A 22,681-nucleotide genomic window follows, 5' to 3' on the forward strand; every position below is an offset into this window, starting at 1 on the left:
AGCCGCCGCCCGGCCGTCATCCTTACTGCCATAATTTTTACGGCTTAGCAGAAACCCGCCTGCTTCAACAACTGATATGCTTGAATGACGGCACGAAAACGTTCTTCCGAACCGCGGTCGCCGCCATTCGCATCCGGATGGTGTTTCTTGACCAGTTCCTTGTAGCGGGTCTTGATCTCCGCCGCGGACGCATTGGCCGCCAACTCCATCGTATCGAAGGCTTTGGCTTCCAATGTCTTCAGCTTGCGCCCCTGCGTCTGGAAACGGGGGCCGGCCGCCCGCGCACTGGACACGAAGCCGAACGGATCCCTGAAGCGCTGCTGGGCGCCGGCAGCGCCCGAACGCGCCGTCGAATGAAGCGGGGCATCCTTGGCGGCCTTGTTGACGCCGACGGTCCAGGTCGGACGATGGCCGGTGATCGCCTCTTTCTGGTAACGGGCGATCTCGTTGTCCGAGAGGCCGGAAAAATAGTTGTAGCCCTTGTTGTATTCCCTGACATGTTCGAAGCAGAACAGAAAGAACTGGCCTTCCGCGTTGCGGCCAACGGGTGCACGATGGACGCCGGGCTTGTCGCACCCGTCCCATTGGCAAGTGGGCGCTTCAGGCACAGCTTCCTGCTGCCTGTTCTTGCGCGTCCGGATGCGGTCGAAATATTTGGAATCTAGTTTCATCAGGCCCTCATTATGGGGCGACGAAGAAGGCGCGGCAAGAATTGACAAAGTCCTTTCTTACTGGTTTGTGAGATGCCCTTTTGCGTCGCAACGGAGACCGCGATGTCCGTCAAATCCCGAATCGAAATCACGCTCACCGACAATCTCGAGCCGGAACGGCTGATCGTCATCGATGAAAGCCATCAGCACGCCGGCCATCAACCCGACATCACCGGAACCGGCGAAACCCATATGCGGGTCCGCATCGTTTCGAAAAAATTTTCCGGAATGAGCCGGCTCGACCGGCATCGGACGGTGAATGCCCTGCTGAAGCCGGAACTCGACGCCGGCCTCCACGCTCTGGCGGTGGAAGCCTCGGCACCGGGCGAACCGACGCGCTGGTAGCGGGATATAGATAGGAAGGGATGGCCGATTGGCCAACGTTGAAATCGAATTCTTCTGAGGCACCCCCTCATCCGAGCCTTCGGGCCACCTTCTCCCCGAGGGGAGAAGAAGATATGTCGCGACGTCTCCACTCCTCCTCTCCCCTCGGGGAGAGGGTGGCCGAGCGAAGCGGAGGTCGGGTGAGGGGGAGCCGCGGCAGATTACTCCGCCGGCAGCGTCACATCTTCCGCAGGCCGAATTCTCAGCCGCGTAATCCGGTTCTTCTCCCGCTTCATCACCGTGAAGCGCTTCCCATAGAACGTAAACGCCTGCCGTTCTTCCGGGATCAGCTTCGATTCGTGGATGACGAGGCCGGCGATCGTGGTTGCTTCCGCATCCGGCAGGCTCCAGTCCAGCGCGCGGTTCAGATCCCGGATCGGCACGGAACCGTCGACGACGATCGATCCATCCGCTTCCTGGCGCACGCCCTGGATCTCGATATCGTGCTCGTCGGCAATGTCGCCGACGATTTCCTCCAGGATGTCTTCCAGCGTGACGATACCCTGCACCTCGCCATATTCGTCGACGACGACCGCAAAGTGCCCCTTGCGGCGCAGGAAGGCGCTGAGCTGGTCCTTGAGGCTGGTGCTGTCCGGCACGAACCAGGGTTTTTGGGCGATCTTGACGATGTCGAGGTTTTCCGGCTCGACATTCGGCTCGGCGAGCGCCCGGAGCAGGTCCTTGGCATGGACGACGCCGATGATGTTCTCGGTCGAATTGCGCCAGAGCGGCATGCGCGTATAGGGGCTTTCGAGCACGGTGCGGACCGCCACTTCCGGCGGATCGTCGGCATTGACCGCCCGCATGACCGTGCGATGCCGCATCACGTCGGAGACTTCGAGCTCCTCGAGTTCGAAGAGGCCGCTCAGCCGGTCGCGATCCTGCTTGTCGAAATTCCCCTCGCGATGAACGAGGTCGAGAGCGGCGTGCAGATCGTCATGGCTGGAAAGCGCCAGGGTCTGCTCGGAAAGGGAAGCGCCGAACGCGCGAAGAAGCCCGCGGATCACCGCGTTGACAGCACGCGACTTGAGGCCCTGTTTGGACGTCATTTCGGCCGCTTTTCCTCCAGGAAGCTCAAGACCTCGGACGACGGAACGTCGTTGGCGACGAAGGACCGGCCGATGCCATGGGTCAGGATGAAGGTGAGCTTGCCGCTCTGTACCTTCTTGTCCTGCGCGATCGCGTCCAGGAGCTTCTCCGTCGGCGGCAGCTTTCCGGGAATATCGCTCATCGACGTCGGCAGGCCGACGGCTTTCAGATGGGCCGTGACCCGTGCCGCGTCGTCCGGGCTTGCAAGGTTCATGCGCGCCGAGAACTGATGCGCGAGAACCATGCCGATCGCGACGCCTTCGCCATGCACGAGACGGCTGCTGTCATATTCGGTTGCCGCTTCCAGCGCGTGGCCGAACGTGTGGCCGAGATTGAGCAGCGCCCGGCGGCCGGTCTCGCGCTCGTCCTCGACCACCACGTCGGATTTCGCCTGGCAGCTGATCGCGATCGCCTCGATCCGCTCCGGGCCGCCCGCAAATACGGCCTTCCAGTTCTTTTCGAGCCAGGCGAAGAAATCCGGCTGGTCGATCAGGCCGTATTTCGCCACTTCCGCATAGCCGGCCCGGAATTCCCGCTCGGAGAGCGAATCAAGCGTCGCGGTGTCGGCGAGAACGAGGTCCGGCTGGTGGAAGACGCCGAGCAGGTTCTTGCCATGCCGGGTGTTGATACCGGTCTTGCCGCCGACCGACGAATCGACCTGCGCCAGAAGCGAGGTCGGAATCTGCACAAAACGCACGCCGCGCCTGACGATGCCGGCAGCAAAGCCGGCAAGGTCGCCGATCACCCCGCCGCCGAGCGCGATCACCGCGTCGTTGCGCTCGATACGGGCCGACAGCACCATGTCGGTAACGGTCGCCAGATGTTCGAAGCTCTTGGTCTTCTCGCCGGGCGGCAGAGTCAGCGAGACGGCTTCGATCCCGTCCGTCTGCAGGCTGTCCATCAGCGCTTCGAGATAAAGCGGCGCGACGTGCTCGTCGGTGACGATAGCCGCCTTGCGGCCCTTCAGCCGCGCGGTGATCTCGCCGCCGGCACGCGTGATCAGGCCGGGGCCGATCAGGATGTCATAGGCCCGTTCGCCGAGCGGCACATGCACCAGACGCTCGGCGTTACGGCCCTCGGATCGGGAAGACATGTTCATTGCAATTCACCTTCGCTGGGCAATTCACTTTCGCCGGGCAGATTGGCCACAGCGGAAAGCACCTCGTTGACCATCACGTCCTTGCGGACATTTTCGGACAGTACCGTCACATCGGCCTCGGCATAGATCGGATAACGCTGGATCATCAGATTTTCGAGCGTCTGCCTGGGGTTCTCGGTCTTCAGCAACGGCCGGTGGTCGCGTTTGTTCACCCGCTCCCACAAAACGTCGAGATCCGCCTTCAGCCAGATGGAAATGCCGCCGATCTTGATCTGGTGGCGGGTGTTCTCGTTGATGAAGGCACCGCCGCCGGTGGAAACCACGCGGGGACCGCCCCTCAGCAACCGCTCGATGACACGGGTCTCCAATGCCCTGAACTCTACCTCGCCGTAGGCAGCGAAGAGTTCGCTGATGGTCATGCGCGAAACCTTTTCGATCTCCGCATCCGTATCGATGAAGGGAATGGAAAGGGTCTGCGCCACCAGCCGGCCGATCGCCGATTTGCCGGCCCCCATCAGCCCGACGAAGATCAGGTTGCGCTTGCCGAGGACGGCGCGCGCCTTTTCGCTGAGTGGAGTTGCGACTTCTGTCATTGTCAGGTCCATTTCGAAAAACGGTATCGACAAATGCATCGGCAGCGTCAAGCCGTCGCAACCCTCAAAGAATGCGGGGGATTGTTTGTTCTTGCCGATATGTAAACCTTTATCGATATATTGCGGCGCAACTCCGGGAGTCCTTTATGCCCACCCTTTTCCGTTTCCTCTTCGTGCTGGCGGCGATCGCAGGCATCGTTTATGGAAGCATGGTGGCTCTCGTCATGCTGGTGGATCCGCGCGAGCGCGACGTGACCGTGCGCATTCCTTCCGAGCGGTTGAACCCGGCAACGCCGCAACAATAACGGCAGGTAGATGGCCGACCTTTCCCGAGCCCATATCGAAGCCTTTCTGGAAATGATGAGCGCCGAACGGGGTGCCGCCGGCAACACGCTCTCATCCTACGAACGCGACCTCGAAGATCTGCAGTCCTTCCTCGCCGGCGTCAACGTTTCGGCCCTGACGGCCCAAAGCGCCAATCTCTCCGCCTATCTCGCCCATCTCGGCGCCCAGGGTTTTGCGGCCTCGTCCCAGGCGAGAAAATTGTCGGCCATGCGGCAGTTCTACAAGTTCCTCTATGCCGAGGGCCTGCGCGGCGACGATCCGACCGCCATCCTCGACGCACCGAAAAAAGGCCGCTCGCTGCCGAAGATCATGAGCGAGGACGACGTGACGCGGCTCCTGGACCTGGCCGCCAAGGAAGCCGCCGAACCCGGCCCGGATCAGCTTGCGCGGCTCAGAATGCTGGCGCTGCTCGAACTTCTCTACGCAACCGGCATGCGCGTCAGCGAACTCGTGTCGCTGCCGGTCAAGGTTCTCGACCAGGAAGGACGTTTCCTGATCATCCGCGGCAAGGGCAACAAGGAACGGCTGGTGCCGCTATCCAGGTCGGCGATCGCGGCTCTCGGGCCCTATGGCCAGGCCCGGCAGGCCTCGCTCGCCAAGACAGGTGACAGTCCCTGGCTCTTCCCGTCCGCCGGCAAGGAGGGGTATTTGCCAAGGCAGGTGTTTGCCCGCGACCTCAAGGGCCTGGCGGCGCGCGCCGGACTTCGCACGGCCGCGATCTCTCCGCATGTGATGCGCCATGCCTTCGCAAGCCACCTCCTCCAGAACGGCGCGGACCTGCGCGTTGTACAGGAACTGCTCGGCCATTCGGACATTTCCACCACACAAATCTACACGCATGTACTGGAAGAACGGCTGCGAGAGCTGGTTCAAACACACCACCCTCTTGCAAAACAGGCCAAAAACCGGGATTAGAGGCCCCAAACATAAAATAGGAACTCCGTGTTCCTGAGATAAAACAACCGGAAACCGGCTCTCATGCAGACTTATCTCGATTTCGAAAAGCCCATCTCGGACCTCGAAGGCAAGATTCACGAGCTCAAAAAGCTCGCCTCCGAGGACGAAAGCATCGATACGTCCGAGGAAATCGGCAGGTTGGAGACCCGAGTCAGGGAAGCGACCCGGGAAATCTATTCCAAGCTCGGCGCCTGGGAGAAAACGCAGGTCGCGCGCCATCCGCAGCGTCCGCATTTCGTCGATTATTCCGCCCATCTGTTCACCGACTTCACGCCGCTCGCCGGCGATCGCAATTTTGGCGAGGATGCCGCCATCCAGGCAGGCCTTGCCCGCTTCAACGGCATGCCCGTCGCTGTCATCGGCCAGGAAAAGGGCCATGACACCAAGACCCGCCTGAAGCACAATTTCGGCAGCCCGCGTCCGGAAGGTTACCGCAAGGCAATCCGGATCATGGAAATGGCCGATCGTTTCCGCCTGCCGGTCATCACCCTCATCGATACGGCAGGCGCCTATCCGGGCGTCGGCGCCGAGGAACGCGGCCAGGCGGAAGCCATCGCCCGCTCGACCGAAATGTGCCTGGGCCTGAAAGTGCCGATGGTCTCGGTCGTGATCGGCGAAGGCGGCTCCGGCGGCGCAATCGCGATCGCCACCGGCAACCGCGTCTATATGCTCGAACATTCGATCTATTCGGTCATTTCCCCGGAAGGCGCGGCCTCCATCCTCTGGCGCGATTCGACCCGCGCCCGCGAGGCTGCGACCAACATGAAGATCACCGCCGAAGACCTGAAGGGCCTCGGCATTATCGACGCCATCATCCCCGAACCGGTCGGCGGCGCGCATCGCGAACCGGAGGTCGTGATTGCCGCGACGGGCAAGGTCATTGCTTCGGCGCTGGAAGATCTCGGCAGGCTATCGGGCGATGAAGTGCGGGCTGCACGCCGGCAGAAATTCCTCGATATCGGCCGCAATCTCTGATCTTCGGGCCTCCGCCACGCCAATAGCCAAATTTGGCCATATTGCTGATAACATTGGGTGCCGGGCGGTTTTGCTGGACAGGCCGGCGCAAGCGGTTAAGAATATGTAAAGATTACCGCTTTATTCATAGAAGTCCTGTACCGAATTCTTTCGTCGTTCCAAGTCTATGTGGTCCGTACCGATGCGCCTGAAACACATCGCTTTTGCTCTCCTCGTGGCAACTGCCCTGACGGGCTGCAACGACACGCTCGATTCCGCGAGCATCGACCTGAAGAGCGTCAAGAACAAGGTCGAGCAGCCTCTGCCTTCGAGCATTCTCGCCGAGATGCAGAAGAAGAACATGCCGCGCACTTCGCCGATCATGATCCGCATCCTCAAGGAAGAGGGCAAGCTGGAAGTCTGGAAGGCAAGGGCCGACAACCGCTTCGAGGTGATCAAGAGCTACGACATCTGCGCCTGGTCCGGAAAGCTCGGCCCGAAGGTCAAGGAAGGCGACCGCCAGGCTCCGGAAGGATTCTATAACCTGACGCCGGCGCACCTGAACCCGAATTCGAAATATTACCTCGCCATCAATACCGGCTTCCCGAACCGCTACGATGCCGCCAACGGCCGCAGCGGATCGAACCTGATGATCCACGGCGCCTGCTCGTCGTCCGGCTGTTATTCGATGACCGACGAACAGGTTCTGGAAATCTACGCCTTCGCCCGCGACGCCTTCAAGGGCGGCCAGACCTCCGTGCAGCTCCAGGCTCTCCCCTTCCGGATGAACGCGGAGAACATGGCGCGCCACCGCGACAGCCAGAATTATGATTTCTGGAAAATGCTGAAGACCGGCTTCGATCATTTCGAAGTCACCAAGCGCCCGCCGGAAGTCAACGTCTGCGAAAAGAAGTATGTCTTCAACCAGCAGGTCGACAGCAACGGCACATTTGCGCCTGCCGCGGCCTGCCCGCCCATGTCCACGCCGCCGGCTCTCTCGGCTGCGCTGACCTCCTACGAAAAGACCTACCAGGTCGCCTACGCCAAGGCGCTCGAGAATTTCGACGGCAAGGTCTGGTATGAGCCGACCGAAGCCGAGCGCAAGGCCGTGGTTGCCGGCAAGCGCAAGGGCCGCGACATCGCCTATGCGCCGACCGGAACCTCGCTGGAAGCCGGCAAGCTGCTGAGCCAGTCCGAATTCCGCGATATGATGGAAAAGCGGATGGCCTCCCAGAACAAGCCGGCCAATACCATGCTTGCCTCCGCCGCGCCCGTCACGTTTCGTCCCGGCACCGCCGCCGATCGTATGAAGCAGGACCGCCTGCCGGGAGCCGGCCCGATCGCCCAGAGCAATGCCGCGCAGAGCACCGGTACGGTCCCCACTGTCACAACGGCGCAGGGCACGACGACCACGGTTCCGATCCCGGCCCAGAACCCGCTCGCTTACGCAGCACCGCCGATCAGCGAGGAAAAGAAGAAGCCGTTCTGGAAGTTCTGGAGCCAGGAATGAGCTTTGAGACCGCAGGCCTCTACGATCTGAGAGGCCTGAAGTGTCCGCTGCCCGTCCTGAAGACGCGCCGCCGGCTGAAAGGCATGGAGAGCGGCGCGGAGCTTGCGATCGAAACCACCGACCCTCTCGCCGGCATCGACATCCCGCATTTCTGCAATGAGGAAGGCCACAAACTGGTCCGCTCGGAAAAGACCGCGACGGGGCACCGTTTTCTGATCCGCAAGGGTTAAGCGGGCCTACATCCGCAGGCCGGGAACGGCGAGCGGATTGTCTTCCAGCGCGGCGCGGTCCGGGCGGTCGAGGCGGGGCTGGCCGGTAAATGCCGCGAAAAGATCCGAGACGAAGGCTTCTTCCAGCCCTTGCGTGATCAGCACCATGCGCGTGCGCCGGTCCGAGCCGTCAGGCCATTTCGGCAGGCGCTGCGGCGGATGGAAGACGCTCTGCACCCCATGCAGCACCAGCGGCCGTTCCGGATTGTCGGAAAGCGCCACGATCGCCTTCATCCGGAGCAGTTTCTCGCCATGCGCCGAGCGCAGGAGGTCGATGAACATCTCGATCGCCATCGGATCGATCGGCTTGTCGTGGATGATCGAGAACGAGCGGATGTCGTCGCCATGGCGGTTCACGTCATGATGATGGTGGTGATGGCCATGCCCGTGGTGGCCATGGTGATGATCGCCGTGATCATGACCGTGATCGTGGTTATGATGCGCCTCGGCATCGTTCGCCAGCTCATCTTGCAGCCAGCGATCGACGTCGGCGATCTTCGTCGCCGGATCGTAGAGGCCGTTCACCAGAATGGCCGCCGTGCCGGCCGCTTCGCTGTCGCCATCGACAATCGGCGCCCGCGGGTTGAGCGCCGCAAGCCGGCTTTTCAGCGCGGCCAACTGGGATGCATCCGCCATCGACAGTTTGGAGATGATCAGCCGGTCGGCCACCGCCACCTGCTTCACGGCCTCCTGATGACGGTTGAGCGTGGAGACGCCGTTCACCGCATCGACGACGGTGATGACGCCGTCGAGCTCGAAATTCTGCGCGATGACCGGATTGCCCATCACCGACTGCATGACCGGCGCCGGGTCCGCAAGACCCGTGGTTTCGATCACGACGCGGCGAATCGGCCTCAGCCGGCCAGTCTGGATGCCGTCCATGATCGAGGCGAGCGAATCCACCAGCTCGCCGCGCACCGTGCAGCAGAGGCAGCCATTGGCGATCTCCAGCAAAGCGTCGCCCGAAGCTTCGACCAGGAAATTGTCGATCCCGACTTCGCCGAACTCGTTGATGATCACCGCCGTATCGCTGGTGCCCGGATCCTTGAGGATACGGTTCAGCAGCGTCGATTTTCCAGCGCCGAGAAACCCGGTGAGGATGGAGACGGGAATCCGGCTGCGGGCAGAAGACATGACCTGTTCTCGTTCAGAATGTCGGGCGCGGCTGCGGGATCGGCACGTTGGCGATCTCGTTCTTGCCCTTGGTTGAAGCGATCTGTTCGCTGCCCGGAATAAGGCCAGCGAAGCTGTAGACGGGCGGGCGGTCCATCTCGTGGATATAGGGCGAGTGCTGGACAGTCCGGCCGGCATCGTCACGGGTTTCGCTGCGCACCTTGGCCGCCTGCGGATTGCAGATCGTGGCGCTGACGTCGTTGACCTCGGCCATGTCTCCGTAGGGCTGCAGCGATGTCAGCGGCACGCCCTGGTTCGACGGCGAGGTCAATCCCTGCTGCAGAAGGTTGGCGGTGTCGTCGGCGCGGCCGGCAAGACTGTCGGACCCCAGCACCACGGAGATCACCGTGCGGCCGTCACGGGTCGCCGAACCGACCTGATTGAAGCCGGAGGCACAGATGAAGCCGGTCTTCATCCCGTCGGCGCCATCGAAGCGGCCGATCAGCGTATTGAAGTTCGGATATTGCTTGGCGCCGGTATCGATGCCCTCGAGCGAAAAATAGCTCTGGTATTCCGGAAAATCCTGCTTCAGGCGCAGCGTCAGCAGCGCAAGATCGCGCGCTGTCGAATACTGGCCCTTGCCGGGCAGGCCATGGGGGTTGATATAGCGCGTCGAGGTCATGCCGAGCGCCTGGGCCTGGCTGTTCATCATCGCCACGAACTGGTCGAGCGAACCGCCGACCGTCTCGGCGACCGCGACCGCCACATCGTTGGCCGACTTGACGAGCAGGATTTTCAAGGCGCTGTCCATGGTGAGCTTGGAACCCGGCTTGAAATACATCTTGCTCGCCGGCTGATCGGTTGCCTTCTTGCTCATCACGATAGGCGTATCGAGCGTAAGCCTGCCGGACTTCAACGCCTTGAAGGTGACATATGCGGTCATCAGCTTGGTCAGCGAGGCCGGATACCATTTCAGGAACGCGTCCTCATGGGCGATCACCTTACCGGTCCGGGCGTCGATCACCATCTTGGGATTGGCGGCGGCGCTTCCTGCGGATACGAAAAGCCCAATGGCCGTCACGGCAGAAATCAGCCGGGTGGCGGACACGGATCGGAGGCTTGAAGTCGGCAAGGGTGTCCCTCGTTGTTGCGGCTTTAACGAGTGTGGCGCATATGCGGCCTATGTGGCCAAGCAATGGCAAAGAAGATTGATTACGTCAATCATGACAGGCACACTCCGGGCGGGAGGACTTGTCATAACCGCGTGACCAGCCAGCAACAGGGAACATTATGCCGATTTTGAACCGAGCCGCCGAACTTCAGGGCGAAGTCAGCGAGTGGCGACGATATCTTCATGAAAATCCTGAGATTCTTTACGAGGTCGAGAACACCGCCTCGTTCGTGGAACAGAAGCTGAAGGAATTCGGCGTCGACGAAGTCGTACCGGGCATCGGCCGCACCGGCGTCGTCGGCATCATTCGCGGAAAGGGGCCGGGCGTCCGCACGATCGGGCTCCGCGCCGATATGGACGCGCTGCCGCTCAGCGAAATCACCGGCAAACCCTGGGCCTCCAAGGTCCCCGGCAAGATGCACGCCTGCGGCCATGACGGGCACACGTCGATGCTCCTGGGTGCGGCGAAATATCTCGCCGAAACCCGCAATTTCAACGGCACCGTGGCACTGATCTTCCAGCCGGCCGAAGAGGGCGGCGCCGGCGCGCTGGCGATGGTCGACGACGGCATGATGGAGCGTTTCGGCATCGAGGAAGTCTACGGCATGCACAACATGCCCGGCATTCCGCTCGGCCAGTTCGCCATCCGCAAGGGCGGCATCATGGCGGCGCCCGACCGCTTCACCATCACCATCAAGGGCCGCGGTGGCCATGCGGCCCAGCCGCACAGGACCATCGACCCGATCTTCATCGGCTCGCAGTTGGTCGGCAGCCTGCAGGCGATCGCCGCCCGCAACGCGGACCCGGTCCGCTCGATTGTCATTTCGGTGACCCGTTTCGACGCCGGCACCGCCTATAACATCATCCCCGACCAGGCGACGCTCTGGGGCACGGTCCGGACGCTCAGCGAGGAGAACCGCGATCTTGCCGAAAACCGCATCCGCCAGATCGTCGAAGGCATTGTCAGCGCCCATGGCGCCGAGGCTGAGATCGATTATTACCGCCAGTGTCCGGTCACCTTCAACCACGACCTGGAGACCGACCACGCGATCGGCGTCGCGACGGAAGTGGTCGGTGCTGCCAACGTCGACACCAATGTCGATCCGACCATGGCCGGCGAGGATTTCGCCTTCATGCTGAAACGCCGCCCCGGCGCCTTCATCTTCATCGGCAACGGCGACACGGCAGCACTGCACAACCCGCATTACGATTTCGACGACGAGGCGATTTCCTATGGCATTTCCTACTGGGTTCGGCTCGCCGAACAGCGGTTGACGGAATGAGGGAAAGGAAAAGGCTTGGCTAAACGCCTCGCCTTTTGTATGGAATTCCTCACGTGGTCCCATAGCTCAGCAGGATAGAGCGCAGGATTCCTAATCCTGAGGCCGATGGTTCGAATCCATCTGGGATCACCACCCTCGTTTATCGCGCAATCGTCGACGTCTGGTCTGTCCGTTTCGGCCGCCTTACCGTGCGAACGACGCCGCGGCGGGCGGCGCCGAGAAGTGCCGCGATCAGCCAGCCGCAGAACAATCCGCCTGCCGCCCAGGTGAGACCCGCGAAATCCACCGGCACGGCGGGCACGAAGTCGCGCCAGGCATTTGCAAACGTCGTCGAATCGGGATTGCGCATCACCACAAACGGCTTGGTGAAAGGCGGCGCCAGGGTCAGCTCCTTCTGTTGCTCGGCGAGCATCTCGTAACGCGAAAAAGTCCGCCGCATCGCTTCGCCCTGATTGCGCAGGAAGATCTGCGGCGAGGCGGAATAGATGTTGAGCGCCTCCTGGCGGTCGAGGCCGTTGTGGTTGGCCTGGGCGTCGAATTCCGAGATGATGATCTTGAGCTCGTCGAGCGCGCCGCCGATCCGCTGGCGGTATTGCTGCGCGAATTCCGGCGCCTGGGAAAAGAAGACCCCGCCAAGCAGCGCCATCGCCATCGTCAGCATTCTTCCGAGCATGAGCATGGCAAAACCTCGATTGTTTGCCGATCAACGACGCCGGGTCGTCAAAGGTTGCCTTGTTTTACCCGCACATGCTCCATGCGGAAACCGAGCCCGATCAGCCGGCCGGCCAGATGGGCGAGCAGCGGAAAGCGGGCAATGCCCCGGATGAAGGCCGGCGGACCTTTGCGCTTCCGGTCGTCTCCCTCATCGGTGCGGCGGCTGCTCCTCATCATCAGCTGCAGCTTCTGCGTCGCCCTGGTCGGAAACCCGCGGCGCTTTTCGACGGCGGCGAGATCGGCATCGGCAAGGCGCCTCTCGCGCAGCGGTGCGGCGAGGATATTGGCGGCCGCCACCGCATCCTGGATCGCCAGGTTGACGCCGACGCCGCCGATCGGCGACATCGCATGCGCCGCGTCACCGATGCAGATCAATCCCTTCCGCCACCACTGCTTCAGCCGGTCGATCCGCACCGTCAGCAGGTTGGTATCCTCGAAACTGCGGACCTCCTGCATTCGCTCGGCCGGCAGCGGTGAAACGTCGATCACCATCTGCCGAAAAGCCTCGATGCCCTTCTCGCGGATATCGGCGAACGTGGTGCGGCGGATCACATACCCGCATTGCCAATAGTCACCGCGGTCGATCAGCACGAAACCCTGGCGCGGTCCGCCATGCCCCATCACCTCGTTCGGGTCGCCCGGCTGTTTCGACAGCTTCATCCAGACGACTTCGCTCGGCATGCCGAAACTCTCGACATCAAGGCGAGCCTTTTCCCGCACGACCGAATTGCGGCCGTCGGCGCCGACGACAAGCGTCGAGCGGATGGCGAGCTCTCCTTCCGGCGTCTCCAGGACGAGGCCGGAGATTGCGCCCTGATCCTCCAGCACGTCCACCACCCTCGCCTGCATGATCAGCCGGAAGTTCGGAAAACCTTGCGCCTTTTCAGCGAGAAAGCTCAGAAAATCCCATTGCGGCATGAAGGCGATGAAGCGGTTCCTGACCGGCAGCCGCGAAAAATCCGCGATGGTGATGGTCTTGCCGCCCATTTCGGCCGAAAGCTTCGGTGCTCGCGTGTGAGGCAATTTGAGGAATTCGTCGATCAGGCCGAGTTCGTGCATCACCTCCAGCGTCGAGGGATGGATCGTGTCACCACGAAAATCGCGCAGGAAATCGGCGTGCTTTTCGACGACCGTGACATCGATGCCGGCGCGCGCCAGCAGGAGGCCGAGCATCAGCCCCGCCGGGCCGGCGCCCGCGATCACGCAAGCCGTCTGGATTTCACGGTGTTCGCTCATCGTCCCACTTCGCGCAAAGATCATCCGTCGTGCAAGCTGCACTTGGTCGCAGCCGGGCCGAATTCAAGCCCGCTCTTGTGAGCCGTGGCTTTCGCTTGTAGACCAACGGCAGCTTTAGGAAATGGAAGACAGCATGGCCGAAACCGGCAAGCGCCGTATCAGCATCCTCGGTTCCACCGGCTCGATCGGCGTCAATACGTTGGATGTGGTGAACCAGCTCGGCGGCCGCGAGGCCTTCGAGGTCGTCGCCATCACCGGCAACAGCAATATCGCGCTTCTGGCAGATCAGGCGAAGGCATGCGGTGCAAAACTGGCCGTCACCGCCGACGACCGCCAGTATGCGGCACTGAAAGACGCGCTTGCTGGCAGCGGCATCGAGGTCGCCGCCGGCCGTGAGGCGCTGATCGAGGCGGGTGCGCGTCCGTCCGACTGGGTAATGGCGGCGATCGTCGGCACCGCCGGGCTTGCCCCGACGCTCGCCGCCGCGCAACGTGGCGCCGATATCGCGCTCGCCAACAAGGAATGCCTCGTCTCCGCCGGCGAACTGTTCATCAGGGCGGTCGCCGAGGGCGGCGGACGGCTGATCCCGGTCGACAGCGAACACAGCGCCATCTTCCAGTCGCTCGAAGACGACCAGCACCACGCGGTCGAGCGCATCGTGCTCACCGCCTCCGGTGGTCCTTTCCGCACCTGGACGCGCGAGCAGATGGCCGGCGTTACCGCGGATATCGCACGCGCCCATCCCAATTGGTCGATGGGCCTGAAAATCTCGATCGGCAGCGCCTCGATGTTCAACAAGGCGCTGGAGATGATCGAGGCGAAACATCTCTTCGATCTGCGGCCGGACCAGATCGAGGTGATCGTCCATCCGCAATCTGTCATCCATTCCATGGTCGGGTACAGGGACGGGTCGGTGCTGGCACAGCTCGGCTGTCCGGACATGCGCACCGCGATCGGTTATGCGCTCGCCTACCCGAACCGTCCGGAGCTCGATGTCGAGCGGCTGGATTTCGCCAGGCTCGCAAGGCTGGATTTCGAAGCGCCGGACGAGGTTCGGTTCCCCGCGCTGAGACTGGCTCGCACGGCTCTGGAACGTGGTGGCGTACAGGGCGCGGTCATGAACGCTGCCGAGGAGATCGCCTTCCACGCCTTCTGCGCCGGCCGCATCGGTTTTCTCAACATGGCGGATGTCGCCGAACAGGTGATGGACGACATGGCGGGCTATCCGCCCGCCGCGACGATGGATGAGGTTTTCGCGGCCGATGCCGAGGCAAGGCGTCGTGCCGGAGAGATCGTCGCGCAAAAAGAAATGGCCGCGTAAGCGGCCATTCGTGATCCGGATATTTGTCTCGAACCTTCAAGCCACGTGCCGCGCCAGCGCGCAACGCGACCAGAGCTGGTGCAGCGAGCCGACCAGGTGTTCGATGTCCGCATCGCTATGCAGCGGCGTCGGGGTGATACGCAGGCGTTCGGTCTTGCGCGGCACGGTCGGATAGTTGATCGGCTGCACATAGACGCCGCAGGTATCGAGCAGGATATCCGAGATCCACTTGCACTTGGCCGCATCGCCGACCATGACCGGCACGATATGGCTCGGGTTGTGCATGTGCGGAATACCCTGTTGATCCAGCATCGTGCGCAGCTTGCGGACGCGGTCCTGATGGCGGACCCGCTCGAAAGGGCTTGCCTTCAGGTGCCGGATCGAGGCGATCGCCCCGGCTGCCAGCGTCGGCGGCAGTGCCGTCGTGAAGATGAAGCCCGAGGCAAAGGAACGGATGAAATCACAGAGCGCCGTCGAAGCGGCGATATAACCGCCCATCACGCCGAAGGACTTGCCGAGCGTGCCTTCGATGATCGTCAGGCGGTCCATCAGGCCTTCGCGTTCGGCGATGCCGCCGCCGCGCGGGCCGTACATGCCGACCGCATGCACTTCGTCGAGATAGGTCATCGCGCCGTATTTGTCGGCGAGGTCGCAGATTTCCCTGATCGGTGAGATGTCGCCATCCATCGAATAAATGCTCTCGAAGGCGATCAGCTTCGGCGCGTTCGGATCGGCTGCCGCGAGCTTCGTCTCAAGGTCGTTGAGGTCGTTGTGCTTCCAGATCACCCGCTCGCACTTGGCGTAACGAATGCCCTCGATCATCGAGGCGTGGTTCAGCGCGTCGGAGAAAATGATCAGGCCGGGGATCTTCTGGCCGAGCGTGCCGAGCGTTGCCCAGTTCGACATATAGCCGGAATTGAAGATCAGCGCCGCTTCCTTGCCGTGCAGGTCCGCGAGTTCCTGCTCGAGAACCACGTGGTAGTGCGTCGTGCCAGAAATATTCCGGGTGCCTCCCGCACCCGCGCCACAGTGATCGATGGCTTCTTTCATCGCCTCGATCACGGCGGGGTGCTGGCCCATGCCGAGATAGTCGTTGGAACACCAGACGGTCACTTCCTTCGGACCATCGGGAGTATGGCGCGTGGCGCGGGGAAAATTGCCGCGATGCCTCTCCAGATCGGCGAACACCCGGTACCGGCCTTCGCCGTGAAGACCGTCCAGTTCGCTCTTGAAAAATGCCTCGAAGTCCATGCTCACACTCCAGAACCTGCCTTGGTTTTGATTTCAGCCGCGCTTTTCGTCAACCCCGGACAAAGCGAATAGAACCAACCTGCGGCAAAAGGCCCCCTTTTTTTGAATTATTCCAATAAAAAGGTAAGCGATATCGAAAATGTGAGAATTGATCCAAGTCAAGCAGCAGGAAAGAAGAGCGGCCCTCGCCGCTCTTCCCGGCCTTTTCCGGTGATCCCGATTCGCCTCAGCCCGCAGAGATGACCGCCCTTTTCGCCATGACCTTGACCAGATTGGCGCGGTATTCCGCGTTCGCGTGCATGTCCGACATCAGGTTGGAGGCATCGACCGCGACACTGCCCAGCGCATCCGCCGACCAGTTGGAGGCCAGCGCCTGCTCGAAGCCGGGATGGCGGAAGACGCCGGATGAGCCGGCGCCGGTCACGGCCACGCGCACGCCGCCGGCGGTCTTGGCCACGAACACGCCGGTCATCGCAAAACGCGAGGCCGGGTTGTTGAACTTGGCATAGCCCGCCTTTTCCGGCGCCTCGAAGGTGACTGATGTCACCATCTCGCCCTCCTCCAGCGCGGTGTCGAAAAGGCCGGTGAAGAAATCGTCGGCCGGGATCGAACGCCGGTCGGTAACGATGGTCGCGCCGAGCCCGAGCAGACCGGCGGGATAGTCCGCCGCCGGGTCGTTGTTGGCGATCGAACCGCCGATCGTGCCCATGTGGCGCACATGCGGATCGCCGATGTGGCCGGCGAGCTTGCAGATCGCCGGACAGATGGCCGCAAGCTCCCGCGAAGCCGCCACATCCGCATGCGGCGTGGCAGCCCCGATCGTCACCTTGCGGCCGTCGATCGAAATCCCGCGCAGCGTCGGGATATGACGAAGGTCGATCAGGTCGCTCGGTGCGGCAAGCCGCTGTTTCATGGTCGCGATCAGGGTCATGCCGCCGGAGAGGTATTTGCCCTCCTCGTTGGCGGACTTGAGCTTGACGGCATCTTCCACCGAGGATGCACGATGATAGCTGGTAGCATACATGTCTTTTCTCCTCAGTGAGCCGCGTGCAATGCTTGCCAGACCTTCATCGGGGTCGCCGGCATGGTGAGCTTGTTATGGCCGATCGCATCGGTGATGGCGTTGATGAGCGCCGGCGGCGAACCGATGGCACCGGCCTCGCCGCAGCCCTTGATCCCGAGCGGATTGCTCGGGCAAGGCGTGTTCTGATGCGAGAGCGTGAACGACGGCAGGTCGTCGGCGCGCGGCATCGCATAGTCCATGTAGCTTGCCGTCAGCAGCTGGCCGTTCGCATCATACTGCACGTTCTCGAGCAGCGCCTGGCCGATGCCCTGGGCAATGCCGCCATGCACCTGGCCCTCGACGATCATCGGGTTGATGATATTGCCGAAATCGTCCGCCGCGACGAACTGGACGATGTCCGTCTCGCCGGTATCCGGATCGATCTCCACCTCGGCAATGTAGCAGCCGGCCGGGAAGGTGAAGTTGGAGGGATCGTAGAAGGCGGTTTCCTTCAGGCCCGGCTCCATGCCCGAAGGCAGGTTGTGGGCAGTGTAGGAGGCGAGCGCCACCTGGAACCACGGCACCGACTTGTCGGTGCCTGCGACCTTCAGCTCGCCGTTCTCGATGACGATATCCTCCTCGGAGGCTTCCATCAGGTGCGCGGCGATCTTCTTCGCCTTGGCCTCGACCTTGTCGAGCGCCTTGACGACCGCCGACATGCCGACCGCGCCGGAGCGCGAGCCGTAGGTGCCCATGCCCATCTGCACCTTGTCGGTATCGCCATGGACGATGCTGATGCTTTCGATCGGCACGCCGAGGCGACCGGCGACAAGCTGCGCGAAGGTCGTTTCATGCCCCTGGCCATGGCTGTGCGAGCCGGTCAGCACTTCGATCGTGCCGACCGCATTGACCCGCACTTCGGCGGATTCCCAGAGGCCGACCCCGGCGCCGAGCGAACCCACCGCAGCCGATGGCGCAATACCGCAGGCCTCGATATAGCAGCTCATGCCGATGCCGCGTTTCTTGCCTTTGGCTTCGGATTGCGACCGCCGGGCGGCAAAACCTGCCCAGTCGGCCGCCTGCATCGCCGCATTCAGCGAAGCTTCGTAATCGCCCGCGTCGTAGTTCATGATGACGGGCGTCTGGTAGGGGAAGGAGCGGATGAAGTTCGTCCGGCGCAGTTCCGCCGGCGAGACGCCGAGTTCGCGGGCCGCCGTCTCCATTGTCCGTTCCAGCAGATAGGTCGCCTCCGGACGGCCGGCGCCGCGATAGGCGTCCACCGGCACGGTATTGGTATAGACGGTGCGGACATTGGCATGGATCGCCGGGATCGCATACTGGCCGGACAGCAGCGTCGCATAGAGATAGGTCGGCACGGCCGAGGAGAACAGCGACATATAGGCGCCGAGATTGGCGATCGTATCGACCTTCAGCGCCGTGATGCGGTTATTCGCGTCGAAGGCCATCTTCACCTTGGAGACGTGGTCGCGGCCATGCGCGTCGGTGAGGAAGGCCTCGGTGCGGTCCGATGTCCATTTCACCGGCACGCCGGTCTTCTTCGAAGCCCAGAGACAGATGATCTCTTCCGGGTAGATATAGATTTTCGAGCCGAAACCGCCGCCGACATCCGGCGCGATGACGCGCAGCTTGTTTTCCGGCGCGACATTGTAGAAGGCGCTCATCACCAGCCGCGCCACATGCGGGTTCTGGCTGGTCGTGTAACAGGTATAGTGATCTTCCGCCGTATCGTAGATGCCGAGCGTGGCGCGCGGCTCCATCGGGTTCGGCGACAGGCGGTTGTTGAGGATCTCAATCTCGGTGACATGCGCGGCCGCCGCAATCGCCTTGTCGACAGCATCGGGTTCGCCGATCTGCCAGTCGAAGATCAGGTTACCTGGCGCTTCCGGATGGATCTGCGGTGCGCCGGAGGCGAGTGCTGCGACGGCCTCGGTCACCACCGGGAGCTGTTCGTAATCGATGACCACGGCTTCCGCGGCATCGCGCGCCTCGCCCGAGGAGTCGGCGACAACGATGGCGATCGCGTCGCCCACATAACGCACGGTATCGACCGCCAGCGGGTGCCAGGCGCCCATCTTCATCGGCGACCCGTCCTTGGAATGGATCATCCAGCCGCAGATGAGATTGCCGATGCCGTCCGCCTGAAGCTGCTTGCCGTCGAGCACGTCGATGACGCCCGGCATGGCCTTCGCCGCGGTCGCATCGATATTGCCGATCTTCGCATGCGCATAGGGACTGCGGACGAAACAGGCATATTTCATGCCCGGTACGGTCATGTCGTCCGTGTAACGGCCCTTGCCGGTCAAGAAGCGTTTGTCTTCCTTGCGGGTAACGCGTGCACCGATTCCTTCAACACCCATGTTCATCTCCTCCCGAGATGGTGATTAAGTGAGTAGTGATTAGGAATTAGTCGGTAGTAAGGAGTTCAAAACCAAAGCGGCGCGTGAACCACTGCTCACTAACGACTATTCACTACTCACCTATTCAGCGGCCTGACGGCCCGTTGCCATTTCGGCATCGGCGGCAAGGATCGCCTTGACGATATTGTGGTAGCCGGTGCACCGACAGATATTGCCTTCGAGCCCGGCGCGGACCGTCTCTTCGGTGAGCGTCCCGCCTTCGCGGTTGATCAGGTCGACGGCCGTCATCACCATGCCGGGCGTACAGAAGCCGCATTGCAGGCCATGGTGCTCCTTGAAGGCGGCTTGAACCGGATGCAATTCCCCCCGGCCGGCGAGGCCCTCGATCGTCGTGATCGTCGAGCCGGATGCCTGCACCGCCAGGATCGAACAGCTCTTCACCGAATGGCCGTCCATATGAACGACGCAGGCGCCGCACTGGGTCGTATCGCAGCCCACATGCGTTCCCGTCAGACCAAGTTTTTCGCGGATGAAATGCACGAGCAGGGTGCGGTCCTCGCACTCGCCGCTCATAGCGCGGCCGTTCACGGTCAGCGTCACTTTCGTCATATGATCCTCCTCGTATCCCTCCCGGACACGCCCATCATCATTTGCTTTTTTACCTAAGGGATCAACCGCTACTTTCTAGGGAAACGGCAATATTTTGGTCGGCGACCAGACGAGCGGCCGCCCTTCGCTTCCGTCGAATACCGAGTAACTATCGGCAAACCAAAACAAAAATCGGTGCGCAAAATATTGAGCTCATATGGACTCTTGTTCCCCGCGACCTATTGTTCCCATTGATGGCTGTTGAATTGACCCGCGGAAACGTTCGGAGTCTGCGAGACAGCCGGGCAAGATGAAGAACAAACAGGAGGATCTCATGAAGAAGGCCTTGGTGCTTTTGATCGTCGGCGCTTCGCTCGCGAGCTGCACGGCAACTGAACAGGGCGCCGGCATCGGCGCAGCATCCGGCGCCGTGATCGGCGGCCTGGCTACCGGCAACGTCCGCGGCGCCGCCGTTGGCGCTGCGATCGGCGGCGTTTCCGGCGCATTGATCGGCTCCGTCGCCGAACAGCCGGGACAGTGCTACTACCGCGACCGTTATGGCCGTCGCTATATCGACAGCTGCCCGCGCCGTTACTAATAAACGGCTGGATTGCAGGAAAAACTGTGGCCCCGGAGCACACTCCGGGGCTTTTTCTTTCATGAAATCATCACGAAGGGGTACCCGGCTTCCTCTTTTGCAGTTAGATAGTCCGCTTCGTCGGATGCTATGAAGGCTTCCAGCCGGGGGATCCACAGCAGTTTGCGTATGCGGAACGAAAACACTGGGCGGACAGAAAAGCGGAGGTTGAGGGGGGCAGGCACGGCCACGATGCTCGCCGCTGCACTTCTCGTTTCCCCGCCGCTTTCCGGCAACGCCTACGCTTTCAAACTCTTCGGCATTACCCTGTTCGGCGACGACGAAGACAAGGTCGAGATCATCGATCCCGTCCGTTACGACGCGACGCTCGAAGCCGGCAATGCGGACAAGGACCTCAAGAAGCGTCTCGAATCCGCCGCCTCCCTGATCACCGACGAAAAGCAGCCGGTCTCCGGCGATCTCGGCGTCATCATCAAGGCGCGCGAAGACCGCGACCGGCTCGTCGCCGTGCTCTACGAAGAGGCCCGTTACGGCGGCACCGTGCATATCTCCGTCGCCGGAACCGATATCGACCGCCTGCCGCCCAACCCTGCATTCGACCACGCGGCACCCGTGCCGGTCACGGTCCGCGTCGATCCCGGTCCGGTTTTCAAACTCGGCTCGGTCCGTTTCGAGGGGGACGCCGTCGGCCGCGATCCGGAAAAATACGATCTCGTCGCCGGCGGCGCGGCGGGTTCGCGGCTGATCCTGAAGGCCAGCCAGCAGCTTCTCGTCGATTTGAAGGACGAGGGCCGCCCGCTCGCAAAGCTGACCGAGCGGCAGGTGACGGCCGATCACCGCACCAACACGATCAACGTGGTGCTCGGTGCGATCGGCGGCCCTGTTGCCCCGTTCGGAGCTGTCGCGGTGAAGGGATCGCGCACCGTCGACGCCACCTTCATCAGCCGTTATTCGCGGCTCGACAAACATGGACAATATTCGCCCGGACAATTGAAGAAGGCGAACGACCGCCTGCGCGAACTCGGCGTCTTCTCGAGCGTGACTATCCACGAGGCGGACAAGCTGGCGCCGGACGGTTCGTTGCCGCTGACGATCGAGGTGTCGGAAGGCAAGCATCGCTATTTCGGCTTCGGCGCCGAATATTCCTCGATCGACGGCGCCGGCCTCGAAGGATACTGGGGCCACCGCAACCTCTTCGGGGAAGCCGAATCTCTTCGCATCGAAGGCAAGGTGTCCGGTATCGGCGCCACCACCGACGTCACCACCTTCGATTACTCCGCCGGGATCATCTTCACCAAGCCTGGCGCTTTTGTGCCCGAAGCGACCTTCGAATCCCGCCTGGAAGCCAAGAGTGAAACGCCTGACGTCTACGAGGCGCAGACCATCATCTATTCGGCCGGCATCACCTACGAGCTGAACGAGACTGACAAGCTCAAGGGCGGCGGAGAGATCGCCTATATCGACGCCGACGACGCGTTCGGCAACAACCAGTACCTCACGCTCAGCCTGCCGGTCAGCTTCGAGCGCGATGCGCGGGACAACAAGCTCGACCCGACCAAGGGATATTACGCGACCCTATCCGCCAAGCCGAGCTACGAACTGATGGACGGCACGATCTTCTCGTCGTTCGAGGGCTCGATCTCCGGTTATCTCGGCCTCGGGCAGGAGGACAACATCGTGCTCGCCGCCCGCCTGGCCGCCGGAACGCTGGTCGGCGGAAGCGACCTTGAAAGAATCCCGGCGACACGCAGATTCTTCGCCGGCGGCGGCGGATCGGTGCGCGGTTACGCCTATCGGGAAATCTCGCCCTATAACAGCGCCGACGAAGCGACGGGCGGGCGATCCTATACGCTGGGGTCTTTCGAGGTGAGGGTAAAAGTGTCAGAAAACATAGGCATTGTACCTTTTGTCGACATTGGTACGGTATCGACCGGAATCGTGCCCGATTTTTCTGATATACGTGCCGGTGCAGGGATTGGCGTGCGATATGCCACGCCTTTTGGACCGCTAAGATTGGACGTTGCAATCCCCTTGCAGCGCTATGACGGCGGTAGCCAGTACGGTATCTATGCGGGCATAGGACAGGCATTCTGAAAGGCAGTGAAGGGTAGCGTT

At 62.0% G+C, this 22,681-nt stretch carries 21 protein-coding genes, 1 tRNA gene and 1 pseudogene; 11 read left to right on the plus strand and 12 right to left on the minus strand.

Annotated features, from left to right (window positions below):
• Positions 1 to 44: 44 nt before the first annotated feature.
• The gene (locus ACSQ3G_RS17585; RefSeq protein ID WP_436110948.1) at positions 45 to 671 is read right to left on the minus strand and encodes a J domain-containing protein; all 627 of its coding nucleotides are present in this window, start codon (positions 669 to 671) and stop codon (positions 45 to 47) included.
• A gap of 102 nt (positions 672 to 773) precedes the next feature.
• On the opposite strand from ACSQ3G_RS17585, the gene ACSQ3G_RS17590 reads away from it, so the two are divergent.
• Complete coding sequence (locus ACSQ3G_RS17590; RefSeq protein WP_038549763.1) at positions 774 to 1,055, plus strand: BolA family protein; 282 nt, start codon at positions 774 to 776, stop codon at positions 1,053 to 1,055.
• A gap of 200 nt (positions 1,056 to 1,255) precedes the next feature.
• On the opposite strand, the pseudogene ACSQ3G_RS17595 reads toward ACSQ3G_RS17590, so the two are convergent.
• From ACSQ3G_RS17595 to ACSQ3G_RS17605, 3 genes and pseudogenes are all read right to left on the minus strand, one after another.
• Positions 1,256 to 2,128 (minus strand): annotated as a pseudogene (locus ACSQ3G_RS17595) (HlyC/CorC family transporter); the annotation flags it as partial.
• Between the two features lie 11 nt (positions 2,129 to 2,139).
• Positions 2,140 to 3,282 (minus strand): 3-dehydroquinate synthase, encoded by a 1,143-nt coding sequence (gene aroB / locus ACSQ3G_RS17600; protein WP_436110949.1) that lies wholly within the window; start codon positions 3,280 to 3,282, stop codon positions 2,140 to 2,142.
• Positions 3,279 to 3,887 (minus strand): shikimate kinase, encoded by a 609-nt coding sequence (locus tag ACSQ3G_RS17605; protein WP_436110950.1) that lies wholly within the window; start codon positions 3,885 to 3,887, stop codon positions 3,279 to 3,281. Before ACSQ3G_RS17605 ends, aroB begins: the two co-directional genes overlap by 4 nt.
• Before the next feature lie 134 nt (positions 3,888 to 4,021).
• Between ACSQ3G_RS17605 and ACSQ3G_RS17610 the strand changes: the two genes are divergently transcribed.
• The 5 genes from ACSQ3G_RS17610 (at position 4,022) to ACSQ3G_RS17630 (ending at position 7,871) form a co-directional block, all read left to right on the plus strand.
• Positions 4,022 to 4,180 carry a hypothetical protein gene (locus tag ACSQ3G_RS17610; protein WP_037081678.1) on the plus strand — a complete coding sequence of 53 codons (159 nt, stop codon included), beginning with the start codon at positions 4,022 to 4,024 and terminating at the stop codon, positions 4,178 to 4,180.
• A 10-nt stretch (positions 4,181 to 4,190) separates the two neighbouring features.
• Positions 4,191 to 5,135, plus strand: a complete 945-nt coding sequence (gene xerD, locus ACSQ3G_RS17615) for a site-specific tyrosine recombinase XerD (RefSeq protein WP_436110951.1) — start codon at positions 4,191 to 4,193, stop codon at positions 5,133 to 5,135.
• 63 nt (positions 5,136 to 5,198) lie between these two features.
• Positions 5,199 to 6,152, plus strand: coding sequence for an acetyl-CoA carboxylase carboxyltransferase subunit alpha (locus ACSQ3G_RS17620; RefSeq protein WP_436110952.1), 954 nt, complete (start codon positions 5,199 to 5,201; stop codon positions 6,150 to 6,152).
• A 181-nt stretch (positions 6,153 to 6,333) separates the two neighbouring features.
• The gene (locus ACSQ3G_RS17625) at positions 6,334 to 7,641 is read left to right on the plus strand and encodes a L,D-transpeptidase family protein (RefSeq protein ID WP_436110953.1); all 1,308 of its coding nucleotides are present in this window, start codon (positions 6,334 to 6,336) and stop codon (positions 7,639 to 7,641) included.
• A complete protein-coding gene (locus ACSQ3G_RS17630) occupies positions 7,638 to 7,871 on the plus strand; it encodes a sulfurtransferase TusA family protein (protein ID WP_436110954.1) in 234 nt (77 codons plus the stop codon). The genes ACSQ3G_RS17625 and ACSQ3G_RS17630 overlap by 4 nt, the downstream gene beginning before the upstream one ends.
• Positions 7,872 to 7,877: 6 nt before the next feature.
• Here the strand turns inward: ACSQ3G_RS17630 and ACSQ3G_RS17635 are convergent, their stop codons facing one another.
• Together ACSQ3G_RS17635 and ACSQ3G_RS17640 are read right to left on the minus strand one after the other, a co-directional pair.
• Entirely contained in the window at positions 7,878 to 9,044 is a 1,167-nt protein-coding gene (locus tag ACSQ3G_RS17635) for a CobW family GTP-binding protein (RefSeq protein ID WP_436110955.1), read from the minus strand.
• A 13-nt stretch (positions 9,045 to 9,057) separates the two neighbouring features.
• Positions 9,058 to 10,155: a D-alanyl-D-alanine carboxypeptidase family protein gene (locus ACSQ3G_RS17640; protein ID WP_436110956.1), complete on the minus strand. Its 1,098-nt coding sequence runs from the start codon at positions 10,153 to 10,155 to the stop codon at positions 9,058 to 9,060.
• 158 nt (positions 10,156 to 10,313) lie between these two features.
• Here ACSQ3G_RS17640 and ACSQ3G_RS17645 point away from each other — a divergent pair, with 158 nt between their 5' ends.
• Together ACSQ3G_RS17645 and ACSQ3G_RS17650 are read left to right on the plus strand one after the other, a co-directional pair.
• On the plus strand, positions 10,314 to 11,477 hold the full coding sequence (locus ACSQ3G_RS17645) for a M20 aminoacylase family protein (RefSeq protein ID WP_436110957.1): 1,164 nt from the start codon (positions 10,314 to 10,316) through the stop codon (positions 11,475 to 11,477).
• 55 nt (positions 11,478 to 11,532) lie between these two features.
• Positions 11,533 to 11,609, plus strand: a tRNA-Arg gene (locus ACSQ3G_RS17650).
• Between the two features lie 7 nt (positions 11,610 to 11,616).
• Here the strand turns inward: ACSQ3G_RS17650 and ACSQ3G_RS17655 are convergent.
• Both ACSQ3G_RS17655 and ACSQ3G_RS17660 read right to left on the minus strand, forming a co-directional pair.
• Positions 11,617 to 12,156 carry a DUF2937 family protein gene (locus ACSQ3G_RS17655; RefSeq protein WP_436110958.1) on the minus strand — a complete coding sequence of 180 codons (540 nt, stop codon included), beginning with the start codon at positions 12,154 to 12,156 and terminating at the stop codon, positions 11,617 to 11,619.
• Between the two features lie 41 nt (positions 12,157 to 12,197).
• A complete protein-coding gene (locus tag ACSQ3G_RS17660) occupies positions 12,198 to 13,427 on the minus strand; it encodes an FAD-dependent oxidoreductase (protein ID WP_436110959.1) in 1,230 nt (409 codons plus the stop codon).
• A gap of 133 nt (positions 13,428 to 13,560) precedes the next feature.
• Between ACSQ3G_RS17660 and dxr the strand changes: the two genes are divergently transcribed.
• A complete protein-coding gene (gene dxr / locus ACSQ3G_RS17665) occupies positions 13,561 to 14,748 on the plus strand; it encodes a 1-deoxy-D-xylulose-5-phosphate reductoisomerase (protein ID WP_436110960.1) in 1,188 nt (395 codons plus the stop codon).
• 36 nt (positions 14,749 to 14,784) lie between these two features.
• Here dxr and hemA read toward each other — a convergent pair whose 3' ends face one another.
• From hemA to ACSQ3G_RS17685, 4 genes are all read right to left on the minus strand, one after another.
• Positions 14,785 to 15,999: a 5-aminolevulinate synthase gene (gene hemA, locus ACSQ3G_RS17670; protein ID WP_436110961.1), complete on the minus strand. Its 1,215-nt coding sequence runs from the start codon at positions 15,997 to 15,999 to the stop codon at positions 14,785 to 14,787.
• A gap of 226 nt (positions 16,000 to 16,225) precedes the next feature.
• Positions 16,226 to 17,023: an FAD binding domain-containing protein gene (locus ACSQ3G_RS17675; RefSeq protein WP_436110962.1), complete on the minus strand. Its 798-nt coding sequence runs from the start codon at positions 17,021 to 17,023 to the stop codon at positions 16,226 to 16,228.
• Positions 17,024 to 17,034: 11 nt separating this feature from the next.
• Positions 17,035 to 19,380 (minus strand): xanthine dehydrogenase family protein molybdopterin-binding subunit, encoded by a 2,346-nt coding sequence (locus ACSQ3G_RS17680; protein WP_436110963.1) that lies wholly within the window; start codon positions 19,378 to 19,380, stop codon positions 17,035 to 17,037.
• 120 nt (positions 19,381 to 19,500) lie between these two features.
• Positions 19,501 to 19,989, minus strand: coding sequence for a (2Fe-2S)-binding protein (locus tag ACSQ3G_RS17685; protein WP_436110964.1), 489 nt, complete (start codon positions 19,987 to 19,989; stop codon positions 19,501 to 19,503).
• A 313-nt stretch (positions 19,990 to 20,302) separates the two neighbouring features.
• Here ACSQ3G_RS17685 and ACSQ3G_RS17690 point away from each other — a divergent pair, with 313 nt between their 5' ends.
• Together ACSQ3G_RS17690 and ACSQ3G_RS17695 are read left to right on the plus strand one after the other, a co-directional pair.
• Positions 20,303 to 20,566 (plus strand): YMGG-like glycine zipper-containing protein, encoded by a 264-nt coding sequence (locus ACSQ3G_RS17690; RefSeq protein WP_046633911.1) that lies wholly within the window; start codon positions 20,303 to 20,305, stop codon positions 20,564 to 20,566.
• Between the two features lie 168 nt (positions 20,567 to 20,734).
• On the plus strand, positions 20,735 to 22,660 hold the full coding sequence (locus ACSQ3G_RS17695; RefSeq protein WP_371681956.1) for an autotransporter assembly complex protein TamA: 1,926 nt from the start codon (positions 20,735 to 20,737) through the stop codon (positions 22,658 to 22,660).
• The last annotated feature ends 21 nt before the right edge of the window (positions 22,661 to 22,681 follow it).

Origin of the sequence: Neorhizobium tomejilense, assembly GCF_964254135.1 — a bacterium.
Lineage (GTDB): Bacteria > Pseudomonadota > Alphaproteobacteria > Rhizobiales > Rhizobiaceae > Neorhizobium > Neorhizobium tomejilense.

Excerpts from the sequence above, each read along its gene's own strand:
- ACSQ3G_RS17605 (WP_436110950.1), bottom strand. The coding sequence starts at position 3,887 with ATGGACCTGACAATGACAGAAGTCGCAACTCCACTCAGCGAAAAGGCG.
- ACSQ3G_RS17585 (WP_436110948.1), bottom strand. The coding sequence starts at position 671 with ATGAAACTAGATTCCAAATATTTCGACCGCATCCGGACGCGCAAGAAC.
- ACSQ3G_RS17660 (WP_436110959.1), bottom strand. The coding sequence starts at position 13,427 with ATGAGCGAACACCGTGAAATCCAGACGGCTTGCGTGATCGCGGGCGCC.
- ACSQ3G_RS17685 (WP_436110964.1), bottom strand. The coding sequence starts at position 19,989 with ATGACGAAAGTGACGCTGACCGTGAACGGCCGCGCTATGAGCGGCGAG.
- ACSQ3G_RS17630 (WP_436110954.1), top strand. The coding sequence starts at position 7,638 with ATGAGCTTTGAGACCGCAGGCCTCTACGATCTGAGAGGCCTGAAGTGT.
- ACSQ3G_RS17645 (WP_436110957.1), top strand. The coding sequence starts at position 10,314 with ATGCCGATTTTGAACCGAGCCGCCGAACTTCAGGGCGAAGTCAGCGAG.
- ACSQ3G_RS17610 (WP_037081678.1), top strand. The coding sequence starts at position 4,022 with ATGCCCACCCTTTTCCGTTTCCTCTTCGTGCTGGCGGCGATCGCAGGC.
- ACSQ3G_RS17655 (WP_436110958.1), bottom strand. The coding sequence starts at position 12,156 with ATGCTCATGCTCGGAAGAATGCTGACGATGGCGATGGCGCTGCTTGGC.
- ACSQ3G_RS17625 (WP_436110953.1), top strand. The coding sequence starts at position 6,334 with ATGCGCCTGAAACACATCGCTTTTGCTCTCCTCGTGGCAACTGCCCTG.
- ACSQ3G_RS17635 (WP_436110955.1), bottom strand. The coding sequence starts at position 9,044 with ATGTCTTCTGCCCGCAGCCGGATTCCCGTCTCCATCCTCACCGGGTTT.
- ACSQ3G_RS17590 (WP_038549763.1), top strand. The coding sequence starts at position 774 with ATGTCCGTCAAATCCCGAATCGAAATCACGCTCACCGACAATCTCGAG.
- ACSQ3G_RS17695 (WP_371681956.1), top strand. The coding sequence starts at position 20,735 with ATGCGGAACGAAAACACTGGGCGGACAGAAAAGCGGAGGTTGAGGGGG.
- aroB (WP_436110949.1), bottom strand. The coding sequence starts at position 3,282 with ATGAACATGTCTTCCCGATCCGAGGGCCGTAACGCCGAGCGTCTGGTG.
- xerD (WP_436110951.1), top strand. The coding sequence starts at position 4,191 with ATGGCCGACCTTTCCCGAGCCCATATCGAAGCCTTTCTGGAAATGATG.
- hemA (WP_436110961.1), bottom strand. The coding sequence starts at position 15,999 with ATGGACTTCGAGGCATTTTTCAAGAGCGAACTGGACGGTCTTCACGGC.
- ACSQ3G_RS17680 (WP_436110963.1), bottom strand. The coding sequence starts at position 19,380 with ATGGGTGTTGAAGGAATCGGTGCACGCGTTACCCGCAAGGAAGACAAA.
- ACSQ3G_RS17675 (WP_436110962.1), bottom strand. The coding sequence starts at position 17,023 with ATGTATGCTACCAGCTATCATCGTGCATCCTCGGTGGAAGATGCCGTC.
- dxr (WP_436110960.1), top strand. The coding sequence starts at position 13,561 with ATGGCCGAAACCGGCAAGCGCCGTATCAGCATCCTCGGTTCCACCGGC.
- ACSQ3G_RS17690 (WP_046633911.1), top strand. The coding sequence starts at position 20,303 with ATGAAGAAGGCCTTGGTGCTTTTGATCGTCGGCGCTTCGCTCGCGAGC.
- ACSQ3G_RS17620 (WP_436110952.1), top strand. The coding sequence starts at position 5,199 with ATGCAGACTTATCTCGATTTCGAAAAGCCCATCTCGGACCTCGAAGGC.